Source organism: Streptomyces tibetensis (genome assembly GCF_040647715.1).
In the GTDB taxonomy this organism is placed as follows: Bacteria; Actinomycetota; Actinomycetes; order Streptomycetales; family Streptomycetaceae; genus Streptomyces; species Streptomyces tibetensis_A.
Genome location: NZ_JBEZCR010000015.1, coordinates 147211 through 168014, shown reverse-complemented (window position 1 = coordinate 168014; position 20804 = coordinate 147211). Strand labels below are relative to the sequence as shown.

18 protein-coding genes and 2 pseudogenes are annotated in these 20804 nt (G+C 69.8%); 8 read left to right on the top strand and 12 right to left on the bottom strand.

Going from position 1 to position 20804, the window contains the following annotated elements:
• The first annotated feature begins 61 nt into the window (after positions 1 to 61).
• Positions 62 to 1216, top strand: coding sequence for an inorganic phosphate transporter (locus tag AB0B29_RS32995; RefSeq protein ID WP_362245576.1), 1155 nt, complete (start codon positions 62 to 64; stop codon positions 1214 to 1216).
• Between the two features lie 180 nt (positions 1217 to 1396).
• Here the strand turns inward: AB0B29_RS32995 and sodN are convergent, their stop codons facing one another.
• On the bottom strand, positions 1397 to 1792 hold the full coding sequence (sodN, locus tag AB0B29_RS32990) for a superoxide dismutase, Ni (protein ID WP_215207465.1): 396 nt from the start codon (positions 1790 to 1792) through the stop codon (positions 1397 to 1399).
• Between sodN and sodX the strand changes: the two are divergent.
• A pseudogene (sodX, locus tag AB0B29_RS32985) lies at positions 1704 to 2189 on the top strand (nickel-type superoxide dismutase maturation protease); the annotation flags it as partial. The gene sodN and the pseudogene sodX sit on opposite strands and share 89 nt — an antisense overlap.
• 65 nt (positions 2190 to 2254) lie before the next feature.
• Here the strand turns inward: sodX and AB0B29_RS32980 are convergent.
• A complete protein-coding gene (locus AB0B29_RS32980; RefSeq protein WP_362245574.1) occupies positions 2255 to 2914 on the bottom strand; it encodes a CGNR zinc finger domain-containing protein in 660 nt (219 codons plus the stop codon).
• 191 nt (positions 2915 to 3105) lie between these two features.
• Between AB0B29_RS32980 and AB0B29_RS32975 the strand changes: the two are divergent.
• Positions 3106 to 3464: pseudogene (locus tag AB0B29_RS32975) on the top strand (SAM-dependent methyltransferase); the annotation flags it as partial.
• A 73-nt stretch (positions 3465 to 3537) separates the two neighbouring features.
• Here the strand turns inward: AB0B29_RS32975 and AB0B29_RS32970 are convergent.
• Genes AB0B29_RS32970 through AB0B29_RS32960 form a run of 3 tightly spaced genes read right to left on the bottom strand, consistent with a single transcriptional unit; the run spans position 3538 to position 6220 of the window.
• The gene (locus AB0B29_RS32970) at positions 3538 to 4299 is read right to left on the bottom strand and encodes an amino acid ABC transporter ATP-binding protein (RefSeq protein WP_031103312.1); all 762 of its coding nucleotides are present in this window, start codon (positions 4297 to 4299) and stop codon (positions 3538 to 3540) included.
• Positions 4296 to 5237, bottom strand: a complete 942-nt coding sequence (locus tag AB0B29_RS32965; protein ID WP_362245572.1) for an amino acid ABC transporter permease — start codon at positions 5235 to 5237, stop codon at positions 4296 to 4298. Before AB0B29_RS32965 ends, AB0B29_RS32970 begins: the two co-directional genes overlap by 4 nt.
• A gap of 32 nt (positions 5238 to 5269) precedes the next feature.
• Complete coding sequence (locus tag AB0B29_RS32960) at positions 5270 to 6220, bottom strand: ABC transporter substrate-binding protein (protein ID WP_362245570.1); 951 nt, start codon at positions 6218 to 6220, stop codon at positions 5270 to 5272.
• Positions 6221 to 6845: 625 nt separating this feature from the next.
• Here AB0B29_RS32960 and AB0B29_RS32955 point away from each other — a divergent pair.
• The 4 genes from AB0B29_RS32955 (at position 6846) to AB0B29_RS32940 (ending at position 10310) form a co-directional block, all read left to right on the top strand.
• Positions 6846 to 8078, top strand: coding sequence for an NAD(P)-dependent malic enzyme (locus AB0B29_RS32955; protein WP_362245568.1), 1233 nt, complete (start codon positions 6846 to 6848; stop codon positions 8076 to 8078).
• Positions 8079 to 8462: 384 nt separating this feature from the next.
• The gene (locus AB0B29_RS32950) at positions 8463 to 9428 is read left to right on the top strand and encodes a zinc-binding dehydrogenase (RefSeq protein ID WP_362245566.1); all 966 of its coding nucleotides are present in this window, start codon (positions 8463 to 8465) and stop codon (positions 9426 to 9428) included.
• A 100-nt stretch (positions 9429 to 9528) separates the two neighbouring features.
• Positions 9529 to 9738 carry an HTH domain-containing protein gene (locus AB0B29_RS32945; protein ID WP_024884443.1) on the top strand — a complete coding sequence of 70 codons (210 nt, stop codon included), beginning with the start codon at positions 9529 to 9531 and terminating at the stop codon, positions 9736 to 9738.
• Positions 9738 to 10310 (top strand): Clp protease N-terminal domain-containing protein, encoded by a 573-nt coding sequence (locus AB0B29_RS32940; RefSeq protein WP_362245564.1) that lies wholly within the window; start codon positions 9738 to 9740, stop codon positions 10308 to 10310. Before AB0B29_RS32945 ends, AB0B29_RS32940 begins: the two co-directional genes overlap by 1 nt.
• A 19-nt stretch (positions 10311 to 10329) precedes the next feature.
• Here the strand turns inward: AB0B29_RS32940 and AB0B29_RS32935 are convergent, their stop codons facing one another.
• Positions 10330 to 11397 carry a PadR family transcriptional regulator gene (locus tag AB0B29_RS32935; RefSeq protein WP_362245562.1) on the bottom strand — a complete coding sequence of 356 codons (1068 nt, stop codon included), beginning with the start codon at positions 11395 to 11397 and terminating at the stop codon, positions 10330 to 10332.
• Position 11398: 1 nt separating this feature from the next.
• On the bottom strand, positions 11399 to 12373 hold the full coding sequence (locus tag AB0B29_RS32930; protein ID WP_362245560.1) for a DUF4097 family beta strand repeat-containing protein: 975 nt from the start codon (positions 12371 to 12373) through the stop codon (positions 11399 to 11401).
• 147 nt (positions 12374 to 12520) lie between these two features.
• On the opposite strand from AB0B29_RS32930, the gene AB0B29_RS32925 reads away from it, so the two are divergent.
• On the top strand, positions 12521 to 13357 hold the full coding sequence (locus AB0B29_RS32925; RefSeq protein ID WP_362245558.1) for a hypothetical protein: 837 nt from the start codon (positions 12521 to 12523) through the stop codon (positions 13355 to 13357).
• A gap of 164 nt (positions 13358 to 13521) precedes the next feature.
• Here AB0B29_RS32925 and AB0B29_RS32920 read toward each other — a convergent pair whose 3' ends face one another.
• The 5 genes from AB0B29_RS32920 to AB0B29_RS32900 all read right to left on the bottom strand — a co-directional run bounded on the left by AB0B29_RS32920 (position 13522) and on the right by AB0B29_RS32900 (position 20626).
• The gene (locus tag AB0B29_RS32920) at positions 13522 to 13701 is read right to left on the bottom strand and encodes a DUF6104 family protein (RefSeq protein WP_023586593.1); all 180 of its coding nucleotides are present in this window, start codon (positions 13699 to 13701) and stop codon (positions 13522 to 13524) included.
• Positions 13702 to 13785: 84 nt separating this feature from the next.
• Entirely contained in the window at positions 13786 to 17685 is a 3900-nt protein-coding gene (locus AB0B29_RS32915) for a multifunctional oxoglutarate decarboxylase/oxoglutarate dehydrogenase thiamine pyrophosphate-binding subunit/dihydrolipoyllysine-residue succinyltransferase subunit (RefSeq protein ID WP_362245556.1), read from the bottom strand.
• Positions 17686 to 17966: 281 nt separating this feature from the next.
• Positions 17967 to 19076, bottom strand: a complete 1110-nt coding sequence (locus tag AB0B29_RS32910) for a HAMP domain-containing sensor histidine kinase (protein WP_352098397.1) — start codon at positions 19074 to 19076, stop codon at positions 17967 to 17969.
• The gene (locus tag AB0B29_RS32905; RefSeq protein ID WP_362245554.1) at positions 19073 to 19813 is read right to left on the bottom strand and encodes a response regulator transcription factor; all 741 of its coding nucleotides are present in this window, start codon (positions 19811 to 19813) and stop codon (positions 19073 to 19075) included. Before AB0B29_RS32905 ends, AB0B29_RS32910 begins: the two co-directional genes overlap by 4 nt.
• Positions 19814 to 19948: 135 nt before the next feature.
• Complete coding sequence (locus tag AB0B29_RS32900; RefSeq protein WP_362245552.1) at positions 19949 to 20626, bottom strand: spermidine synthase; 678 nt, start codon at positions 20624 to 20626, stop codon at positions 19949 to 19951.
• Between the last annotated feature and the right edge of the window lie 178 nt (positions 20627 to 20804).

Sequence of the window (20804 nt, the reverse complement as noted above, 5' to 3'; positions counted from 1 at the left end):
CCTCGACCGGCCCCCGCCGCACCGATCCCCATCCGGCGACCTGCGCTGTTTGCATTCAGCAATGGACCACATCACGTTCCTCGTGGCGGCCGTCATCATCACGGCACTCGCCTTCGACTTCACCAACGGTTTCCACGACACGGCGAACGCGATGGCCACATCCATCGCCACCGGTGCGCTCGCACCCCGTACGGCGGTCCTGATCAGCGGTGTCCTCAACGTCGTCGGCGCCTTCCTGTCCACCGAGGTCGCCAGGACCATCTCGGACGGCATCGTCGACGACGCCCTCGTCTCCCCGGGCATGATCTTCGCGGGGCTGGTCGGCGCGATCCTGTGGAACCTGCTGACCTGGCTGATCGGTCTGCCCTCGAGCTCCTCGCACGCCCTGTTCGGCGGGCTGATCGGGGCCGTGTGGGTCGGGGCGGGCAGCCATGGCGTCGACTTCGGCAAGGTCGTCGAGAAGGTGCTGGTGCCGGCGGTCGCCTCGCCCGTCGTGGCCGGTGCCGCCGCGCTGCTCGCCACCCACCTCGCCTACCGGCTCACCGACCGGGCCGGCGGGGACTGCGTCACCCGGGGCTTCCGCATCGGCCAGATCGCCTCCGCCTCGTTGGTCTCTCTCGCCCACGGCACCAATGACGCGCAGAAGACCATGGGCGTCATCACCCTCACGCTGATCTCGGCCGGTGCCCTCGGCCACCACGCCGGCCCGCCCCTGTGGGTCGTCGCGTCCGCCGGCCTGGCCATCGGCCTGGGTACCTACCTCGGCGGCTGGCGGATCATCCGCACGCTGGGCAAGGGCCTCACCGAGATCCGGTCACCGCAGGGCTTCGCCGCCGAGACCGCCTCCGCGACCGTCATCCTGATGTCCACGCACCTCGGCTTCGCGCTGTCCACCACCCAGGTGGCCTCGGGCAGCATCCTGGGCGCGGGTCTCGGCCGCAGGCTCGCGGAGGTCCGCTGGAGTGTCGCCGGCCGGATGGCGGTCGCCTGGGCGGTCACCCTGCCCGCCGCCGCGCTGGTCGGCGCACTGGCCGCCGCGGTCGTGCACCGCGGCGGTGACCTCGGGACGGCCGCCGTCGCCGTGGCCGGCGCGGCCCTCGCCGCCGGCATCGTCCTCGTCTCGCGCCGCAACCCGGTGCACGCGCGCAATATCAACGAACCCGGCGAAGCCACCCCCCACACCGAGCAGCCCACCAAGGTCGGAGCTGCCGCCTGACTGACGAGAGCGGACGTCGTCATCACCGCCAAGAAGGAACAGCCGGAGCGAGAGCCCCGGGCCGCCGCAAGGGGGCCTGCCCTGCGGACGACGGTGGGCCCCGTACCCGGTCACCGGGTACGGGGCCCACCGCCCCCTGTCACCCGGCCTGCGTCGCGAGCCGGGTGACCTGGAGAGAGATCAAGCCTTCTTGGTCTCCCAGAAGATCTTGTCGATCTGGGCGATGTAGTCCAGCGCCTTCTGGCCGGTGGCCGGGTCGGTCGAGCCCTTGGCGGCCGAGAGGGCCTTCAGGGTGTCGTTGACCAGCTGGTGCAGCTCCGGGTACTTCTCGAAGTGCGGGGGCTTGAAGTAGTCGCTCCAGAGCACCGAGACGTGGTGCTTCGCGAGCTCGGCGCGCTGCTCCTTGATGACGGTGGCGCGCGTCTGGAAGTGCGGGTCGTCGTTGGCGGCCATCTTCTCCTGCACGGCCTTCACCGACTCCGCCTCGATGCGGGCCTGGGCGGGGTCGTACACACCGCAGGGAAGGTCGCAGTGGGCACTGACCTTGACCTTGGGGGCAAACAGGCGGGAAAGCATGGAGCATTCCTTCCTCGTGATCGTCTTCTCACAGGGGACATTACTCCGTGAGGGACGGCTTTTCGCGGGTGCCCCCATGGGCTTAGGACAAAAGTCCGGGGTGAGACTGAGACTGGTGGAGGAAGAACCGGGGAGGTGCCGGGTGATGCCGGAGCTGTCGCAGGAGTTCGAGCGGGGGAGGCCGGCCCCGCCCTTCGGTGTGGCCGAGGTCACCGGGCCGTCCATGGTGCCCACGCTGTACCACGGCGACCGGCTCCTGGTGCACTACGGGGCCCGGGTCAGGCCCGGCGACGTCGTCGTGCTGCGGCATCCCTTCCAGCAGGACCTGCTGGTCGTCAAGCGGGTCGCCCAGCGCCGTGACGGCGGCTGGTGGGTGCTCGGGGACAACGCGTACGCCGGCGGCGACAGCACCGACTACGGCGTCGTCCCCGACGACCTGGTGCTGGGACGGGTCCGGTTCCGCTACCGGCCGCGCAGGTCCGGCCGGCGGTCGCCCTGGGCGCTGCTGGGCTGGGCGCTGTCGGCGGCCAGGCCCGTGCTCTCGGGCAGGTCGGGCCGGGTGGCCTCCAGGCGTTTGCGGGCGCGGTAGGCCGCCACGTTGGCGCGGGTCGCGCAGCGGTCGGAGCAGTAGCGCCGGGAGCGGTTGGTGGAGGTGTCGAGGTAGGCGTTGCGGCAGGGGGCGGCCTCGCACAGGCCGAGGCGGTCCACGCCGTACTCGGTCAGGTGGAAGGCCAGGCCCATCGCCGCGATCGCCGCGTAGCCCGCCGTCGCGTTCGACGGGTGGTCCGCCAGGTGCATGTGCCACAGGGGGCGGCCGTCGTCGTCGCGGAAGTCGTGCCCGGAGATCTGCGGGCTCACCGGGAACTCCAGCAGCAGTGAGTTCAGCAGGTCGACGGCGAGCCTCTCGTCGCCGGTGTCGGCCGCCTCGAAGACGGCACGCAGCCGGGCCCGGACCGAGCGGAAGCGGGTCACGTCCGCGTCGGTAGCGCGGCGGGCCGCCGACTGGCTGGGCCCGAACAGGTCGCGGACGGCCTCCACCGACGTCAGGGCGTCCTTGCCCCGGGCCGGTTCCTCGGTGTTGACGAGGCGTACGGCATAGTCCGAGTAATAGGCCAATTCCACTTGTAGTCCTTACGGAGGGGCTCTGAGGTCGAGCGTGTGCACATGTAAGAGCTGATGGTGCATCCAGGGTATTACGAGGGAGGGGCTCGATGACGAACGCCGACACCACCACGGCCACGGCCGACTGGCACGCCCGGCAGGAGAGCTGAGACCGGCAGCGGGAGTGGTACCCGCCCGACCGCGAGGGCTGACTGCACCGGGAACCCCTCGCCGACCTCTGCGGCCGGATCGCGGTGGTCGTCCGCGCCGACGGTGTCCTGATGAACGCGGACCACATGATCGACGAGCCGCCGCCCCGGATCAACGCGGCGGAGCGCGCGCCACGGCACACCCGTACGGATCAGGCCAAACAGGAGGACCTGCTCGACCGGACCGAGCGGTGGCAGCTCGCGGCGAAGAACCCGGCCCTCGCGGCGCCCACCGCCCGGCGCTACGAGTTCCACGGCGCGCACGCGGCGCCATCCCCTCGGCCCGGCGGCACGCGCGCGTGCCGCGCGAGAAGGGCTTCGGCGAGGCCGGACCGGCGTGGTGCTCGCCCTCGGACACCCTGACGCCGGCCTCGAGCAGCGCACACGAAGGGGGCGGTACGGAAACTCCGTACCGCCCCCTCGCCGTGCGTACCGTCAGAGCACCTTGGACAGGAACGACTTCGTCCGCTCGTGCTGCGGGTTGGTCAGCACCTCGCGCGGGTGACCGGATTCGACCACCACGCCGCCGTCCATGAAGACCAGGCTGTCGCCCACCTCGCGGGCGAAGCCCATCTCGTGGGTGACGACGATCATCGTCATGCCGGACTCGGCCAGGTCGCGCATGACGTCCAGGACGTCACCCACCAGCTCCGGGTCCAGTGCCGAGGTCGGCTCGTCGAACAGCATCAGCTTCGGGTCCATGGCGAGGGCCCGGGCGATGGCGACGCGCTGCTGCTGGCCGCCGGAGAGCTGGGAGGGGTAGTTGCCCGCCTTGTCGGCCAGGCCCACCCGGTCCAGCAGCTCCAGGGCGCGCTCGCGGGCCTTGCCCCTGCTCACGCCCTTGACCTGGACCGGCGCCTCCATGACGTTCTCCACGGACGTCATGTGCGGGAACAGGTTGAAACGCTGGAAGACCATGCCGATGTCCCGGCGCTTGACCGCGACCTCGCTGTCCTTCAGCTCGTAGAGCTTGTCGCCCTTCTGCCGGTAGCCGACCAGATCGCCGTCGACGTACAGACGGCCGGCGTTGATCTTCTCCAGGTGGTTGATGCACCTCAGGAAGGTCGACTTGCCGGAGCCGGAGGGGCCGATGAGGCAGAACACCTCGCCGGACTTCACCTCCAGGTCGATGCCCTTGAGGACTTCTACGGGGCCGAAGGACTTGTGGACGCCCTCGGCCTTGACCATGGCGGTCATGCGGTGCCTCCCGTCGACGCCGAGCGGTTGGACAGGGACAGCACGTTCGCCTTGATCTTCTGGAACGGGGTGGCCGGCAGCGACCGGCTCGAACCACGCGCGTAGTACCGCTCCAGGTAGTACTGGCCGACGCTGAAGACCGAGGTCAGCAGCAGGTACCAGGCCGCGGCCAGGAACAGCATCTCGGCGGGGGCGCCGGAGGTCTGGCCGATGTCCTGGGCCGCGCGCAGCAGCTCCGGATACTGGACGACCGAGACCAGCGAGGTCGTCTTCAGCATGTTGATGACCTCGTTGCCCGTGGGCGGCACGATCACGCGCATCGCCTGCGGGATGACGATCCGGCGCAGCGTCCTGGCGTGGCTCATGCCCAGCGCGTGCGACGCCTCGGTCTGGCCCTCGTCGACCGAGAGCAGACCGGCACGGCAGATCTCCGCCATGTATGCGGCCTCGTTCAGGCCGAGGCCCAGCAGCGCCGTCAGGAACGGGGTCATGAAGTCCGACCACTCGTCCTTGTAGAACGGCCCGAGGTTGATGTACTCGAAGACCAGGCCCAGGTTGAACCAGACGATCAGCTGGACCAGGACCGGGGTGCCGCGGAAGAACCAGATGTAGAACCACGCGATCGACGAGGTCACCGGGTTCTTCGACAGCCGCATCACGGCGAGCACGACGCCGCCGATGACGCCGATCGCCATGGACAGGACGGTCAGCAGCAGGGTCTTGCCGACGCCGTTCAGGATGCGGTCGTCGAAGAAGTAGTCCGGGATCGCGCCCCAGTTGATCTTGCCCTGGGAGAACGCGTACACGATGCCGCCCAGCAGGGCGAGCGCGACGACGGCGGAGATGTACCGCCCGTAGTGCCGGACCGGAATGGCCTTGATGGCCTCCGGTCCGGCCGGGGGCGTGTCGGCCGGCGTCTTGTCGATGTCAACAGTCACGGGTGTTGCCTTTCAGTGCCGCTAGGGCGCGGTCACTTGCCGCCGTTGATGGTGGCTTCCTGCACGGAGCCGTCCGTGACGCCCCACTTCTTCATGATCTTCTCGTACTCGCCGTTCTTGATGACGGCGTCGAGAGCGGCCTTGAGGGCGTCCCGCAGCTGCGTCTGGTTCTTGGCGACCGCGATGCCGTACGGAGCGGCCTCGACCTGCTCGCCGACGATCTGGAAGTCCTTGCCGCCGCCGGAGGTCTTCACCGCGTACGCGGCGACCGGGAAGTCGGACGAGCCGGCGGCGGCGCCGCCCGCGCGCAGACGGGTCTGGGCCTGCTGGTCGTTGTCGTAGGGCTCGATGGCGATCTTCTTGCCCGCCGGGCACTTCTTCGACTCGGCCTTGGCGAGGTCCTCGGAGACCGTGCCGCGCTGCAGCACGATCTTCTTGCCGCACAGGTCGGACCAGGTCTTGATGCCCTGGTCGTCACCCTTCTTGGTGTAGATCGAGACACCGGCCGTGAAGTAGTCCACGAAGTCGACGCCCTCGCCGACCTTCTTTCCGGTGTCGGAGTCGATGCCCTCCTGGCGGTCCTTGGTGTCGGTCATCGCGGACATGGCGATGTCGTACCGCTTGGAGCGCAGACCCGTGATCAGGGTGTCGAAGGTGCCGTTCTCGAACTGGAAGTCGACCCCGAGCTGCTTGCCCATGGCAGCGGCGAGGTCCGGGTCGATGCCGACCGTCTTGCCCGAGTTGTCCTTGAACTCGACCGGGGCATAGGCGATGTCGGAACCGACCTTGATGACGCCCTTGTCGCGGATGGCCTGCGGCAGCTTGTCCGCGAGCGGGGCGGAGGCCGCGGTGTCGCTGGAGCCGGTGTCCTTGGTCTGGTCACCGCATCCGGTGAGCATCAGCGCGCCTGCGACCGCGATCGCACCGACCGCTGCTAGCCGGGAGTGCGCGGCGGTCGTACGACGGGTGGAGCTTGCGGTCATGGTGGGTTCCTCCGGCGGATGGGTGGAGTTGCCGATGGGGCGGGCCGCCGCCGATGGGGTCGGCACGGCCGTGGCACGCCGAAGGTTTCGGCAGTGCCGTGGGTCGACGAGAGCACACCTCTTCGAGTGTCGCGACCTCGTGTGATTACGGCATCTTGCCATTCGGACTGCGCGATTCTGGGGGCCAGCCATGTCAAAATCGGATAACGGGCGACCCCCGAACCGCATCACTCCGGTACATCACGGCCGGACCTTCTGCAGGAATCACCCGTTCCGGCCGGAAGATCTTCGGTAAATCCCGAGATTTCGACACGGGGGCCGCAGGCTTCACGGCTGGTTGAGTGGGTGTAGCTGGTTTGTCCAGGTCTTGTCCTGATTTTGGACGAAGAGTCAGTGCCCTGTCATGTGACCTTCGCGTTATGGACTCGTCGTCGATGCCGTCCGTCCGGTAAGAAGGGTCTTTACACCCCTCATCCGGGGCTCAGGGCGCGTGTGCGGCGCGCCCGTCGCGTACGCGCCCGTACGGATACACGTACAAGCACGACATGGGCCTGCGCGGTGCCCGCCCACCCCTCACCAGGAGTGGCCACCCTCAAAACAATGAAGATTTAAGGGGTTAAACGAAGTGGCAGCGGAGATCGTCAATCCTCGCAGCGAGAGCAAGACCGGCGACACGGAGCACGAGGGCAGTGCGGAGCCCCTCGACTCCTTCGACCCGGCGTTCGCGTTGCACCGCGGCGGCAAGATGGCTGTGCAGGCCACCGTGCCGGTCCGTGACAAGGACGACCTGTCCCTGGCGTACACGCCCGGCGTCGCGAAGGTGTGCAGCGCGATCGCGGAGCAGCCGGAGCTCGTGCACGACTACACGTGGAAGTCGTCGGTCGTGGCCGTCGTGACGGACGGTACGGCCGTGCTGGGCCTCGGTGACATCGGGCCCGAGGCCTCCCTCCCGGTGATGGAGGGCAAGGCGATTCTTTTCAAGCAGTTCGGTGGCGTGGACGCGGTTCCGATCGCCCTGGCCTGCACGGACGTCGACGAGATCGTCGAGACCGTGGTGCGGCTCGCGCCGTCCTTCGGCGGCGTCAACCTGGAGGACATCTCGGCACCCCGGTGCTTCGAGGTCGAGCGCAAGCTCCAGGAGCGGCTGGACATCCCGGTCTTCCACGACGACCAGCACGGTACGGCCGTGGTGACGCTGGCGGCCCTGCGGAACGCCGCGCGGCTGAGCGGGCGGGCCCTCGGGGAGCTGCGGGCCGTCATCTCGGGCGCCGGCGCGGCCGGTGTCGCCATCGCCAAGATGCTCGTCGAGGCCGGTATCGGGGATGTCGCGGTGGCCGACCGCAAGGGTGTCGTGTCGGCGGACCGGGACGATCTCACGGCGGTGAAGCAGGAGCTGGCCGGGTTCACGAACAAGGCCGGAATCAGCGGGTCGCTGGAAGCGGCGCTGGACGGGGCCGATGTGTTCATCGGGGTCTCCGGTGGCACGGTCGCGGAGTCCGCGGTGGCGACGATGGCCAAGGGGGCGTTCGTCTTCGCCATGGCGAACCCGAACCCCGAGGTGCACCCCGAGGTGGCGCACAAGTACGCGGCGGTCGTCGCGACCGGTCGGTCGGACTTCCCGAACCAGATCAACAACGTGCTGGCCTTCCCGGGGATCTTCGCCGGGGCTCTGCAGGTGCGGGCCTCGCGGATCACCGAGGGGATGAAGCTGGCCGCCGCCGAGGCGCTGGCGGCCGTGGTCGGGGACGATCTCGCCGCCGACTACGTCATCCCGTCGCCGTTCGACGAGCGGGTCGCTCCGGCGGTCACCGCCGCGGTGGCGGCGGCTGCCCGGGCCGAGGGTGTGGCGCGGCGCTGACGCCGACCTGACGTTGGTGCGATGTGGCCCCGCCCGGGATCGGGCGGGGTCATTTCTTTGCATCCGGGTGCAGCTGTTCGGGTGGTGACCGCCGTGTGGGAGTGCGCGTTTTAGCCTTGCGCCGAGTGGGGGTCGGGGCCGCGCCGGGGGAGTGTCCGTCCTCGGAACGGCGCGATGGACCTCATGACCGACTGACCGGCGTTGACGCGCCAACCGCTGCGGGCGGCCCCCGACACGTCCCCTTCTCGCCGTCCGTGGGTGCGGGTGCGGGTGCGGCGTGGCTCGTGTCGCAGGCGCACAGCATCGTCGCTTGCCTGGCAAGAGGGTGTGTCTCACAGGGGTGGGTGGTTCCTTCGGTCCCTCGCGGAACCTATCGTCACAGTCATGTTCGCTGTCTATGCCGCCCGAATCGACCGCGACCAGCCGCTGTCCGGCCTGGAGTTGGGGGAGCGTCCGGCTCCCGAGGCCCGTCCCGGCTGGAGCACCGTCACGGTCAAGGCCGCCTCCCTCAACCACCACGACCTCTGGTCCCTGCGCGGCGTGGGCCTCGCAGAGGACAAGCTGCCGATGATCCTCGGCTGTGACGCCGCCGGTGTCGACGAGGAGGGCAACGAGGTCGTCCTGCACTCCGTGATCGGACAGAGCGGGCACGGAGTCGGCCCGAAGGAACCCCGTTCCATCCTCACCGAGCGCTATCAGGGCACCTTCGCCGAGCAGGTCTCCGTGCCGACCTGGAACATCCTGCCCAAGCCCAAGGAGCTCTCCTTCGCGGAAGCGGCGTGCCTGCCGACCGCGTGGCTGACCGCGTATCGGATGCTGTTCACCAACGCGGGGGTACGGCCCGGGGACTCCGTGCTGGTGCAGGGTGCCGGTGGTGGTGTCGCCACGGCCGCCATCGTGCTGGGCAAGGCCGCGGGGCTGCGGGTCTTCGCCACCAGCCGGGACGAGGCCAAGCGGAAGCGGGCCCTGGAGCTCGGTGCCGTCGAGGCGCTGGAGTCCGGGGCGCGGCTGCCGCAGCGGGTGGACGCCGTCATCGAGACCGTCGGGGCCGCCACCTGGTCGCATTCGGTGAAGTCGCTGAAGCCCGGCGGCACGCTGGTCATCTCCGGCGCCACCAGCGGCGACCGGCCTTCGCGCGCCGAACTGACCCGGATCTTCTTCCTGGAACTCAAGGTCGTCGGATCCACGATGGGCACCAAGGACGAGCTGGAGGATCTGCTGTCGTTCTGTGCAGCCACCGGTGTCCGGCCGGTCATCGACGAGGTCATGCCGATGGACCGGGCGCGGGAGGGCTTTGAGCGGCTGGCATCGGGTGAGCAGTTCGGAAAGGTCGTGCTCACCAATTCCTGAGTGTCCTTCAGGTGCGTCGACGGTCGGTCCCGGGTGGGCCGGCCGTTTTCGTTTGTCAACTGTGGTTGACGTGGGCGCGGTGTCAACGTAGGTTGACTGCATGACCGAAGCAACGGATCTGGCCGAGCGTGCGGGTGACCGTGATCCACGGGTCGGCCTGCGGGCCGTCGCCGCGCTGCGTCGGCTGCTGGAGCAGCTGGAAGCCGTACAGGTGCGCAATGCGCGCAACCACGGCTGGTCCTGGCAGGAGATCGCCACCGAACTCGGTGTGAGCAGGCAGGCCGTGCACAAGAAGTACGGGAGGCATTGATGTTCGAGCGGTTCACGAAAGACGCCAGGGATGTGGTCAAGGGCGCTTACGCGTATGTGGAGGGGGGCGTTGGGGGCGGTGGGTGTGTGGAGCCTGAGCACCTGCTGCTCGCTCTGCTCGACCGGGAGGGCAGTCGTGGGTCCTTCGCGCTCGCCGCTCTCGGGCTCGGTGAGCGGCGGGAATCCGTGCGCGAGGCGCTGCGTGAGGCGCGGCGGCGGGCCGGGCTGACGCAGGCCGAGACCGATGCGCTCGCGGGGCTGGGGATCGACGTGGCGGAGATCGTCGCCCGGGTGGAGGAGACGCACGGGGTCGGTGCCCTGGCCGGGGACCGGACGGACAAGCGGTGGTGGTCGGGGCGCACCTCCTTCGGACGGGGCTCCAAGGGCGTGCTGGAGCGCTCCTTGCGGGTCGCTCTCGCCCAGCGGGACCGGCACATCGGGGACGAGCACATTCTGCTGGCCCTGACCGCCGGTCCCGGAGTGCCGGCCGAGGTCCTCGCCGACCACGGGGTGACGTACGCGTCCCTGGTGCGGGTGCTGTACGGGAGTGGCGGCGAGGCCAAGGCCGGCTGAAGGGCTGTATCCCGGGCGCCTACTTCTGCTGCGTGCGCAGGAGGGCCCCTATGTGGGTCGCCGCCGTCGACAGATGGCGGCGGGCGTCACGCAGTTGGCCGGGGGTGACGCCGTGGTCGCGGGCCGCGTCACGGATGTCGTCCCGGAAACGGTCGAGCAGGCGGTCCAGGTCGCGGGCCGGGTCGCCGGTGGAGTCCGCGGTGTCCTCGTGGGCCCAGGCCGGTTCATAGGCGGCCGGGAAGTCCTCCGGGGGATGGGCGTGGGTCGGCTCCGTGGTGGGCTTGCCGGTACCGGGCCAGTCGAAGCCCAGGTCCTTGCCGAAGTCCTTGCCGTAGTCCTTTCCGAACTCTCCCACCTCCTTGACCAGTTCGCTCAGGCCCTCGCGCAGACCTGTCGGCCAGTCGCCGCGGGCGAAGTGGTCCTGGACCTGCTCCTGGACGCGGCGGGTGATGCGCTGCACCTGCTCCTGGGCCTGGACCCGGGCCTGCTCCTGGGCCTCCTTCGCCTGGCGGCGCGCGCGCTGGGCGTCCTCGCGGGCGCGGCGGCTCTCGTCCTTGGCGCGCCGGGCCTGCTCCTTCCACTCCAGCCGGGCGCGGCGCATCTCCTCCTTGGCGATGCGCCAGGCCTCGTTGTCGCCGTACTGCGAGAAGTCGCCGTGGGGGGTGCCCGTCGGGCCGTCAGTCGTGGTGCCGTTGCCCCGGCGGGCCTCCGTCGCCGCCGCGCGCATCTCGCGGCGCAGGTCTCCGGCGGCTCCGCGCACGTCGGCCTGGATCTCCGCGGCCAGTTCGGCGACCGACTCCCGGATCTCCAGTTCCAGGTCGGCCAGCTCGCCGCTGCGGTCGGCCAGTTCGGCGCGGCCCGCGTCCGTGATCGAGTAGACCTTGCGGCCGCCCTCGGTGGTGTGGGTGACCAGGCCCTCGGCCTCCAGCTTGGCCAGCCGCGGGTAGACGGTGCCCGCCGATGGCGCGTACAGCCCCTGGAAGCGCTCCTCGAGGAGGCGGATCACCTCGTAACCGTGACGGGGCGCCTCGTCCAGCAGCTTCAGCAGGTAGAGGCGGAGGCGGCCGTGGGCGAAGACGGGGGGCATGTCAGAGCACCTTCTTGTCGGTTGTGCCGTCGACCGGGACGGTGGTGGGGTCGTCGCCCGGGCCGGAGGCGGAATTGTCTCCCGAGCCGTCCTGGGGGCCGCTCGCCGGGGCTGCCGTCGCGTCGCCGCTGCCGGGGCGGGTGCCCCGTGGCTCGTCGTCGTGATCGCCCTCTCCGGAGGGGCGACGGAGCAGGGCGATCGAGCCGGAGACGGTGGTGGCCCGCAGCTTGCCGGTGCCCGCGCCGAGGCGGCCCGTGATCTTGTGGGCGCCCCACTGGCCGTGCACCCGAAGCCCGTCGAAGGCGTTGGAGAGGGAGCCGCTCGCCGTGTTCGCCTCGACCTCCGCGTCCGCCGGGTACGGGAGCCGGATCGCGATCTCGCCCGAGACGCTGGTCAGCCGGACGTCCGTCGGGCCGTTCGGGTCGAGGTCGACGATCATCGAGCCGCTGACCGATTCCGCCCGCACGGAGGCGCCGGAGCCCTCGAGTACCGTGAGGTCGCCGGAGACGGAGTTGAACCGCAGGTCGCCGGTCACGCCCTGGGCCTCCAGGCTGCCGGAGACCGTCTCGGCGCGCACCGGGCCGGACAGGCCCAGCAGTGTCGTGTCGCCGGTGACGCCCTTCACCACCGACGGGCCGTGGATCCCGGAGACCACGGCGGCCGCGCCGACCACGCCCACCTCCACGCGGGTGCCGGACGGGACGGCCAGGGAGACCACCGCGCTGCGGCGCCAGCCCTTGGGGTCCAGCCACTTCAGGAAGCCCTTCCAGGGCAGGTCCTCGTAGGCCACGGTGAGGACGCCGTCCTGCCGGGTCACCACCAGGGGTGGTCCCTCGATCTCGGAGATCTCCAGGCGGGCGGAACCTTCGTCCGTGCCCACCACGTTCACCGTTCCGTTGACGAGACGCACCTTCAGGTCGCTCACGGGCTCGTCGAACGTGAGCTTCCGCGGTTCTGTGACGGACCACTCGGACATGGTGGAGACCTCCCCGACTCAACGCGCCATATCGCGTCATCTCGTTTCACGATATATCGCGGTCACGGAAAGTCAAGACACCCGTTTCGGGGAGGGTGGGGCGGTCAGAACTGCTCAAAATGGGATGAATCGGCCTAGCGTGTGACCATGTCGACGGAAGCCGCCCGCACCGAACCCCCCATCGGGGCTCTCCTGCTGTGCAAGGCGGCACCCGCGTCCGTCGCGCCTGTCGCCCGTATGCTGCGGGCGCCGATGCGCCTCACGCGCGCGGGCGACGCATGGAGCGTCCTCGTCCCCGGCGGCGGGCCCTGGCGGGACGGCACCGAACCCGTCGACCGCGTGGCCACCGGCTGGGCCACGGCACTCGCCGTCGGCGCGCCCTGGCCCGTCCTCGCCCTGTGGTGGGACGCCGACCACGCGGGGTTCACCCTCGCGTCCGGCTTCCGCCGCCCGGTCGGCTTCGTGTGGCTCGCGAGCGGTGTGCCGGTGGGGGAGGGCGAGGCCCTGCACACCTTCGCCGCACGCATGGGTCTCGACCCCGTTCTGGACGTCCAGGCCCTCGATGCGCTGGCCGAAACCGACTCAGAGGCCGACGCCGGTACCCGTCTGCGCGGGCTGCTCGCGGTCCTCGCGCGTGTGGGTGTCGTACTGCCCGCCGGACTTGCCCCCGGCGAACCCGCCGGCCGCCTGCTGGAGGCCACCGCCCGCATGCCGGACAGCCTGCCCTTCGAATGGCCGGGTCGGAGTGACGCGGTGGCGGAACGCGACACCCTCGGCCACAGCCGCCTCGGGCCCTGGATGCCCTGGACCGGCGGCCCCGGGGCGCGCGCACTGGCTCTGGCGCAGCTGGCGGCGGGCGCGCCGCTACTGTCCTGGGGCCTGCGCAGGCGCAGCGGCGGCTGGGGCTGGGTCACGGCAGGCGCCCTGCTTCTCGCGCACGGCGCACTGGGCCTGGCCCACGCCTTCACGCAACCGCGCGACTGACGCCCTGGGAGCGGCCGGGCCGAATCCGGCCCGTGCTCGTCGCTCGGGTGGCTGCCGGTCCCTGCGCACCGTCCCCGAAGCTGCCGGAGCCGGTCCCTGCGCACCGTCCCCGAAGCTGCCGGAGCCGGTCCCTCGGACCCTGCCCGCCGCGGCCGGAACCGGTCCTACTCCTCGTCCTCGTCGTCCAGTCGCGCCAGCCACGTGGCCAACCGCTCCACCGGCACCTCGAAGTCGGGATTGAGATCGACGAACGTCCGCAGTTGCTCGGCGAGCCACTCGAAGGTGACTTCCTCCTCGCCGCGCCGCTTCTCCAGTTCCTCGATGCCACGGTCCGTGAAGTACATGCCTCAAGGATAGGTGCGCGAAAACGGCCGGGCCGCACCCCCGGAGTGGGGATGCGGCCCGGCCACGCGCAACGCGGGAGGCGATTACGCCTCGAACACCTCACGCACCAGCTGCTCCTGCTCGGCCTGGTGGCGCTTCGCGGAACCCACCGCCGGGGACGAGCCGTGCGGGCGCGAGATGCGCCGCAGCCGCTCGCCGTGCGGGACGTCCGCGCCGACCGCCAGGTCCAGGTGGTCGATCAGGTTGAGCGCGATGAACGGCCAGGCACCCTGGTTCGCCGGCTCCTCCTGCGCCCACAGGTACTTCTCGGCGTTCGGGTACTTCTTGATCTCCGCCTGGAGCTCGGCACCCGGCAGCGGGTACAGGCGCTCGATGCGGATGATCGCCGTGTCCGTCACGCCACGCTTCTGACGCTCGGCCTCGAGGTCGTAGTAGACCTTGCCGGCGCAGAAGACGACCTTCTTGACCGCGGCCGCGTCGACCGAGGAGTCGCCGATGACCGGCTGGAACTGCCCGGTCGTGAACTCCTCCGCCTTCGCCGCCGCCGCCTTCAGACGCAGCATCGACTTCGGCGTGAAGACCACCAGCGGCTTGTGGTGCGGGTTGTGCACCTGCCACCGCAGGAGGTGGAAGTAGTTCGACGGCGACGTCGGCATGGCGACCGTCATGTTGTTCTGCGCGCACATCTGCAGGAAGCGCTCAGGGCGGGCCGAGGAGTGGTCCGGGCCCTGACCCTCGTAGCCGTGCGGCAGCAGCAGGACGACGCCGGACGTCTGGGCCCACTTCTGCTCGGCCGACGAGATGAACTCGTCCACGACCGTCTGGGCGCCGTTGACGAAGTCGCCGAACTGCGCCTCCCACATCACGAGCGCCTCGGGGCGGGCCAGCGAGTAGCCGTACTCGAAGCCCATTGCCGCGTACTCGGAGAGGAGGGAGTTGTAGACGTTGAGCCGCGCCTGGTCCTCGGAGAGGTACTGCAGCGGCGTGTACTCGTCGCCCGTGCTGCGGTCGATGATGACCGCGTGGCGCTGGCCGAACGTACCGCGCTGCGAGTCCTGGCCCGCCAGACGGACCGGGACGCCCTCCAGCAGGAGGGAACCGATCGCGAGGGTCTCGCCCATGCCCCAGTCGATCGTGCCGTCCTCGACCATCGACGCCCGGCGCTGCAGCTGCGGCAGCAGACGCGGGTGCACGGTGATGTTGTCGGGGATGTTGACCTGGGACTCGGCGATCCGCTTGACGACCTCCGTGGTCACCGCGGTGTTCACGGCGACCGGGAACTCGGCCTGCGGGTCCGAGGACTCGACCGTGCCCGGCTGGGAGGTGGCCTCACGGACCTCCGTGAAGACCTTCTCCAGCTGACCCTGGTAGTCCTGCAGGGCCTGCTCGGCCTCTTCCAGGGTGATGTCGCCGCGACCGATGAGGGACTCGGTGTAGAGCTTGCGCACCGAGCGCTTCTTGTCGATCAGGTCGTACATCAGCGGCTGGGTGAAGGCCGGGTTGTCCGACTCGTTGTGACCGCGGCGGCGGTAGCAGATGAGGTCGATCACCACGTCCTTGTTGAACGCCTGGCGGAACTCGAAGGCGAGCCGCGCGACACGGACCACGGCCTCCGGGTCGTCGCCGTTCACGTGGAAGATCGGGGCCTCGATCATGCGGGCCACGTCCGTCGCGTACATGGAGGAACGCGAGGACTCGGGGGCCGCGGTGAAGCCGACCTGGTTGTTGATGACGATGTGGACCGTGCCGCCGGTGCGGTAGCCGCGCAGCTGCGACATGTTCAGGGTCTCGGCCACCACGCCCTGGCCCGCGAAGGCCGCGTCGCCGTGGATCGCCACCGGCAGGACGGTGAAGTCCGTGCCGCCCTTGTTGATGATGTCCTGCTTGGCGCGCGAGACGCCCTCCAGGACCGGGTCCACCGCCTCCAGGTGCGAGGGGTTCGCGACCAGGGAGACCTTGATCTGCTCGCCGTCGAGACCGGTGAAGGTGCCCTCGGCGCCCAGGTGGTACTTCACGTCACCGGAGCCGTGCATCGACTTCGGGTCGAGGTTGCCCTCGAACTCACGGAAGATCTGCGCGTACGACTTGCCGACGATGTTGGCGAGGACGTTCAGCCGGCCGCGGTGGGCCATGCCGATGACGACCTCGTCCAGGCGGGACTCGGCGGCCGAGTCCAGCACGGCGTCCAGCAGCGGGATGACGGACTCGCCGCCCTCCAGGGAGAAGCGCTTCTGGCCGACGTACTTCGTCTGCAGGAAGGTCTCGAACGCCTCGGCCGCGTTCAGCCGGCGCAGGATGCGCAGTTGCTCCTCGCGCTCCGGCTTGGAGTGCGGCCGCTCCACGCGGTCCTGGATCCACTTGCGCTGCTTGGGGTCCTGGATGTGCATGAACTCGATGCCGGTGGTGCGGCAGTACGAGTCGCGCAGGACGCCGAGGATGTCGCGCAGCTTCATCATCGACTTGCCCGAGAAGCCGCCGACGGCGAACTCGCGCTCCAGGTCCCACAGCGTGAGCCCGTGCTCGGTGATGTCCAGGTCGGGGTGCTTGCGCTGCTGGTACTCCAGCGGGTCGGTGTCGGCCATGACGTGGCCGCGGACCCGGTAGGAGTGGATCAGCTCGAAGACGCGGGCGGCCTTGGTGACGTCGTCGTCGTGGGACGCGTCGATGTCCTTGAGCCAGCGGACCGGCTCGTAGGGGATGCGCAGCGCCTCGAAGATGTCGTCGTAGAAGCCGTTCTCACCGAGGAGGAGGTTCGCGACGATCCGCAGGAACTCGCCGGAGGCGGCGCCCTGGATGACCCGGTGGTCGTAGGTCGACGTGAGCGTCATGACCTTCGAGATGCCGAGCTTGTTCAGCGTGTCCTGGGACGTGCCCTGGAACTCGGCCGGGTAGTCCATGGAGCCGACGCCCATGATCACCGACTGGCCGGGCATCAGGCGCGGCACGGAGTGGACGGTGCCGAGGCCGCCGGGGTTGGTCAGGGAGACCGTCACGCCGGTGAAGTCGTCCATGCCCAGCTTGCCGTCGCGGGCGCGGCGGACGATGTCCTCGTAGGCCTGCCAGAACTCGAAGAAGTTCAGCGTCTCGGCCTTCTTGATGCCCGCGACCACGAGCTGGCGGTCGCCGTTGGGCTTGACCAGGTCGATAGCGAGGCCGAAGTTGACGTGCTCCGGCTTGACCAGGGTCGGCTTGCCGTCCTTCTCCGCGAAGGAGTAGTTCATCGACGGCATGGCCTTGATGGCCTGCACCATCGCGTAGCCGATCAGGTGCGTGAAGGAGATCTTCCCGCCCCGGGCGCGCTTCAGGTGGTTGTTGATGACGATGCGGTTGTCGAACAGCAGCTTCACCGGGACCGCGCGCACGGACGTGGCCGTGGGCACCTCCAGGGAGGCGTTCATGTTCTTGGCGACCGCGGCGGCGGGGCCGCGCAGCACGACCTGCTCGGGGCCCGAGGGGGCCTCGGTGGCGGGCTCCGCCTTCTTCGCCGGGGCGGCCTGCTTGGCGGCGGCCGGCTTCACGGGGGCCGGGGCGGCCTTCGCGGGAGCGGCGGCCTGGGCCGGAGCGGGGGCCGGGGCCTGCGCGGCGGGCTTCGGCTGGGCCGGGGCCTGCGCCTGGGCGGGGGCCGGAGCGGCGGCGGGCTTGTCGGCCTTCTCGGCCGCAGGCGCGGGCGCCTGGGCGGGGGCGGCCGGAGCCGCCTGCTGAGCGGATGGGGGTCCCCCCGCGCGAGTGGATTCGAGCGTGGGGGAGGTCCCGGCGGCCCCCGCGGCCGCGGTACCCGCCGGAGCCGAGGCGGCGGCCGCCCCTGGCTTGTAGTCGGCGAAGAAGTCCCACCAGGCTCGGTCTACCGAATTCGGGTCCTGGAGGTACTGCTGATAGATCTCGTCGACGAGCCACTCGTTGGCACCGAACGACGCGGCAGGGTTCTTCCCTGCTTGGTCGGTGTCGGTCGAGATGCTCGAGTTACTGGGGGACTGTGGCGACACGGCGGCAACCGCCCTCTTCCGCTTCACAAGATGATGGACAGCGGGAATCAAGGCTACGCCCCCTGGAGGGGGAAGGTCAGGCCGGGCCCGTTCAACGTCGTGCACATCACATCTGGAACCGTGTTTCGGGGCTTGAAATGGCGGGAAACAAGCGTGGTTCCGCTTAATGAGGCAAGAGCGGGGCAGGGCCCAGGGCGCCGATGGCGCGGGCCCGTGCCTGATCACACGTGTCCGTCAGCGCGGACGCCCGTGGATCTTGTGACTCCGCTTCGAACTTTACGTCAACTTGGCACAGATGACAGTCCCGGAAGAGTGACAAGAATCCGACAACCCCGCTCGGATTCGGCCACTCCGATACGGCCCCCGTGCAGGTCCACGGCCCAGCGGGCGATGGCCAGGCCGAGACCCGTGCCGCCGTCGCTGCCCGGCCCCTGCGGCCGCTTGGCGCTGCCGCGGTTGAACCGCTCGAAGACCCGGTGCCACTCGGACTTCGGAATGCCGGGGCCCTCGTCCAGGACCTCCAGCTCCAGCGACTCCGGCAGGGCACCGCGCCGCGCCTTGACCGTCACCCGGCCGTGCGGCGGGCTGTGCTTGACCGCGTTGTCGATGAGATTGGCGACGACCTGGTGGATGCGCTCCGGGTCGGCGTGCGCGGTCAACTCCGGTGGATGGACGTCGAGGTGCAGATGGACGTCCGTACGGGTGTGACTGCCCGAACCGGTGGCGATGCCCGCGCGTACGGAGGCGACCATGTTGGCCTCCTTCAGGACGCCCGACAGGTACGGCCACACCTCGAACCGCCGCTGTTTCAGCGGTACGACGCCGTTGTCGAGGCGGGACAGGTCCAGCAGCGTCTCCACCAGCCGCCCGAGGCGCTCGGTCTGCTTCAGGGCGGTGCGCATGGTCTCCGGGTCGGCCTGCGTGACGCCGTCGACGATGTTCTCCAGCACCGCGCGCAGGCCCGCGATGGGCGTGCGCAGCTCGTGCGAGACATTCGCCACGAGTTCCTTGCGCTGGCTGTCCTGGGCCTCCAGCTCGTCGGCCATGGCGTTGATCGTCACGGCCAGGTCGCCCAGCTCGTCACGGCGGTTCTCCCGCGTGCGGCGGGTGTAGTCGCCCTGCGAGATGGAACGGGCCACCGCGGTCATCTCGTCCAGCGGTGCGGTGAGTGAATGGGCCACGAACTGCGTAATGAGAAGCGTGGCGATCATCGAGAAGACCGTGATGAAGCGCAGCTCCGTCTTGGTGTGCACCGCGATCACCGACAGGCCTGTGGTGATCAGCACCGAGATGACGACCAGCGCGCCCAGCTTGGTCTTGATCGAGAACGGGCTCACCCCGCCCCAGGGGTTCTCCCCGGGGTTTCTCCGTGCGGCCGGCCCGCCGCTCATGGCGTCGGGGTCTCCAGGGCGTAACCCACGCCGTGCACCGTGCGGATCCGCTCGGCGCCGATCTTCCGGCGCAGGGCCTTGATGTGGCTGTCGACCGTGCGGGTGCCGGAGGCGTCAGCCCAGTCCCAGACCTCGGCGAGGAGCTGCTCACGGGAGAGCACCGCGCGCGGCGTGTTGGCCAGGCACACCAGCAGGTCGAACTCGGTGGGCGTGAGGTGGACGTCCTCGCTGCGCACCCGGACCCGGCGCTGGGCGTGGTCGATCTCCAGCTCGCCCAGGCGCAGGATGCCCGAGCGGGGGGTGGCCGCCGCGATGGCGGCCCGCTCCACCCGGCGCAGCAGGACGTGCACGCGCGCCGCCAGCTCCCGCATCGAGAACGGCTTGGTCATGTAGTCGTCGGCGCCGACACCGAGGCCGACCAGCATGTCGGTCTCGTCGTCGCGCGCGGTGAGCATCATCACCGGCACCGGGCGGGCGGCCTGCACGCGCCGGCAGACCTCCAGCCCGTCGAAGCCGGGCAGCATGATGTCGAGGATCAGCAGGTCGGGCTGCCACGCCTCGGCCGTGTCGACCGCGGCCGGGCCGTCGCCCGCTGTTTGCACGAGGAATCCCTCGGCCCGCAGGCGGGTCGCGATGGCGTCCACGATCGTCGCGTCGTCCTCGACCACCAGGACCCGGCGCTGCGCGCCCGGAGAAGCCGTCGCCGAACCGTTGTGGGAGGTCTGTGTCTGCTCCATCGCCCGCCCCTGGGGTGTGCTTTCCGGAATCAGTGGGGTGATTCCTTCTGACTGGCTATGCCTGCGCATGGTTGCGATTGACGCTTGAATGATCGGCGTCAGGGGAGCAGCGTACGGGGAGTCAGTACGCCTTTGCTATCCAGGGCGGATGGCGAGGTGTACGACGTCGGGAACGCCCCGGGCAACCGGGATCTCTTCGGTACGCACCTGTTGGAACCCGGCATTCCGCAAGGTTCCCTCGAATTCCGGTGACGGCTGGGCGGACCAGACGGCCAGAACCCCACCGGGTCTCAACACCCTTGCGCAGCTTGTCAGTCCGGCTTCCCGGTAGAGATTTCCGTTGCCCTCCGTAACGGTCCAGTCGGGTCCGTTGTCGATGTCGAGGCACAGGGCGTCGTACGTGTCGGATGTCTCATTGACGTGTGCGACGAGATCGGCCTCGACGATGTGTGTGCGGGGGTCGGCCAAGGCCCGGGCCGAGAGTGTGGAGAGCGGGCCGTCGCGGTGCCATTCGACGATCGCGTGCTCGCGTTCCACCACCGTGATCCGCCCCCAGCGCGGGTCCGCCGCGGCGTGGGCGAGGGAGAAGCCGACGCCGAGTCCGCCGATCAGGACGTCGGGGCGATCCCGGCCGGCCAGGGCGTCCAGTGCCGCGTCGACCAGCCGCCGCTCCGAGCGGCCGTCGGAGGTGTCCATCAGGAAACAGCCGTTGGCGATGATCTCCAGCCGGTCACCGTGCCGCCGCAGCACCACCTCGCCGTGGGGGCCCTCGCGACGGTCCAGGACATCGGGAATGTCGTACGAGGAAGGCATGGGGGCATCCTGACAGGAGTGGACGGAGTGGCGCCTCGCATTTCGCCGGGCCTCGCGGGCGACGCGGGGACGCGGAGCGGGGCTTTCGGGTTGCTGTGAATCGGCTCTCGCGTGGCGAGGGTCACAGACAGTGGAGTGTCCGGAGCGAAGGCTGGGACCCGACGGAAGGAGTGCCGGT

Excerpts from the sequence above, each read along its gene's own strand:
- AB0B29_RS32995 (WP_362245576.1), top strand. The coding sequence starts at position 62 with ATGGACCACATCACGTTCCTCGTGGCGGCCGTCATCATCACGGCACTC.
- sodN (WP_215207465.1), bottom strand. The coding sequence starts at position 1,792 with ATGCTTTCCCGCCTGTTTGCCCCCAAGGTCAAGGTCAGTGCCCACTGC.
- AB0B29_RS32970 (WP_031103312.1), bottom strand. The coding sequence starts at position 4,299 with ATGACCGCCATGGTCAAGGCCGAGGGCGTCCACAAGTCCTTCGGCCCC.
- AB0B29_RS32960 (WP_362245570.1), bottom strand. The coding sequence starts at position 6,220 with ATGACCGCAAGCTCCACCCGTCGTACGACCGCCGCGCACTCCCGGCTA.
- AB0B29_RS32950 (WP_362245566.1), top strand. The coding sequence starts at position 8,463 with ATGTTCGCTGTCTATGCCGCCCGAATCGACCGCGACCAGCCGCTGTCC.
- AB0B29_RS32945 (WP_024884443.1), top strand. The coding sequence starts at position 9,529 with ATGACCGAAGCAACGGATCTGGCCGAGCGTGCGGGTGACCGTGATCCA.
- AB0B29_RS32940 (WP_362245564.1), top strand. The coding sequence starts at position 9,738 with ATGTTCGAGCGGTTCACGAAAGACGCCAGGGATGTGGTCAAGGGCGCT.
- AB0B29_RS32935 (WP_362245562.1), bottom strand. The coding sequence starts at position 11,397 with ATGCCCCCCGTCTTCGCCCACGGCCGCCTCCGCCTCTACCTGCTGAAG.
- AB0B29_RS32930 (WP_362245560.1), bottom strand. The coding sequence starts at position 12,373 with ATGTCCGAGTGGTCCGTCACAGAACCGCGGAAGCTCACGTTCGACGAG.
- AB0B29_RS32925 (WP_362245558.1), top strand. The coding sequence starts at position 12,521 with ATGTCGACGGAAGCCGCCCGCACCGAACCCCCCATCGGGGCTCTCCTG.
- AB0B29_RS32920 (WP_023586593.1), bottom strand. The coding sequence starts at position 13,701 with ATGTACTTCACGGACCGTGGCATCGAGGAACTGGAGAAGCGGCGCGGC.
- AB0B29_RS32910 (WP_352098397.1), bottom strand. The coding sequence starts at position 19,076 with ATGAGCGGCGGGCCGGCCGCACGGAGAAACCCCGGGGAGAACCCCTGG.
- AB0B29_RS32905 (WP_362245554.1), bottom strand. The coding sequence starts at position 19,813 with ATGGAGCAGACACAGACCTCCCACAACGGTTCGGCGACGGCTTCTCCG.
- AB0B29_RS32900 (WP_362245552.1), bottom strand. The coding sequence starts at position 20,626 with ATGCCTTCCTCGTACGACATTCCCGATGTCCTGGACCGTCGCGAGGGC.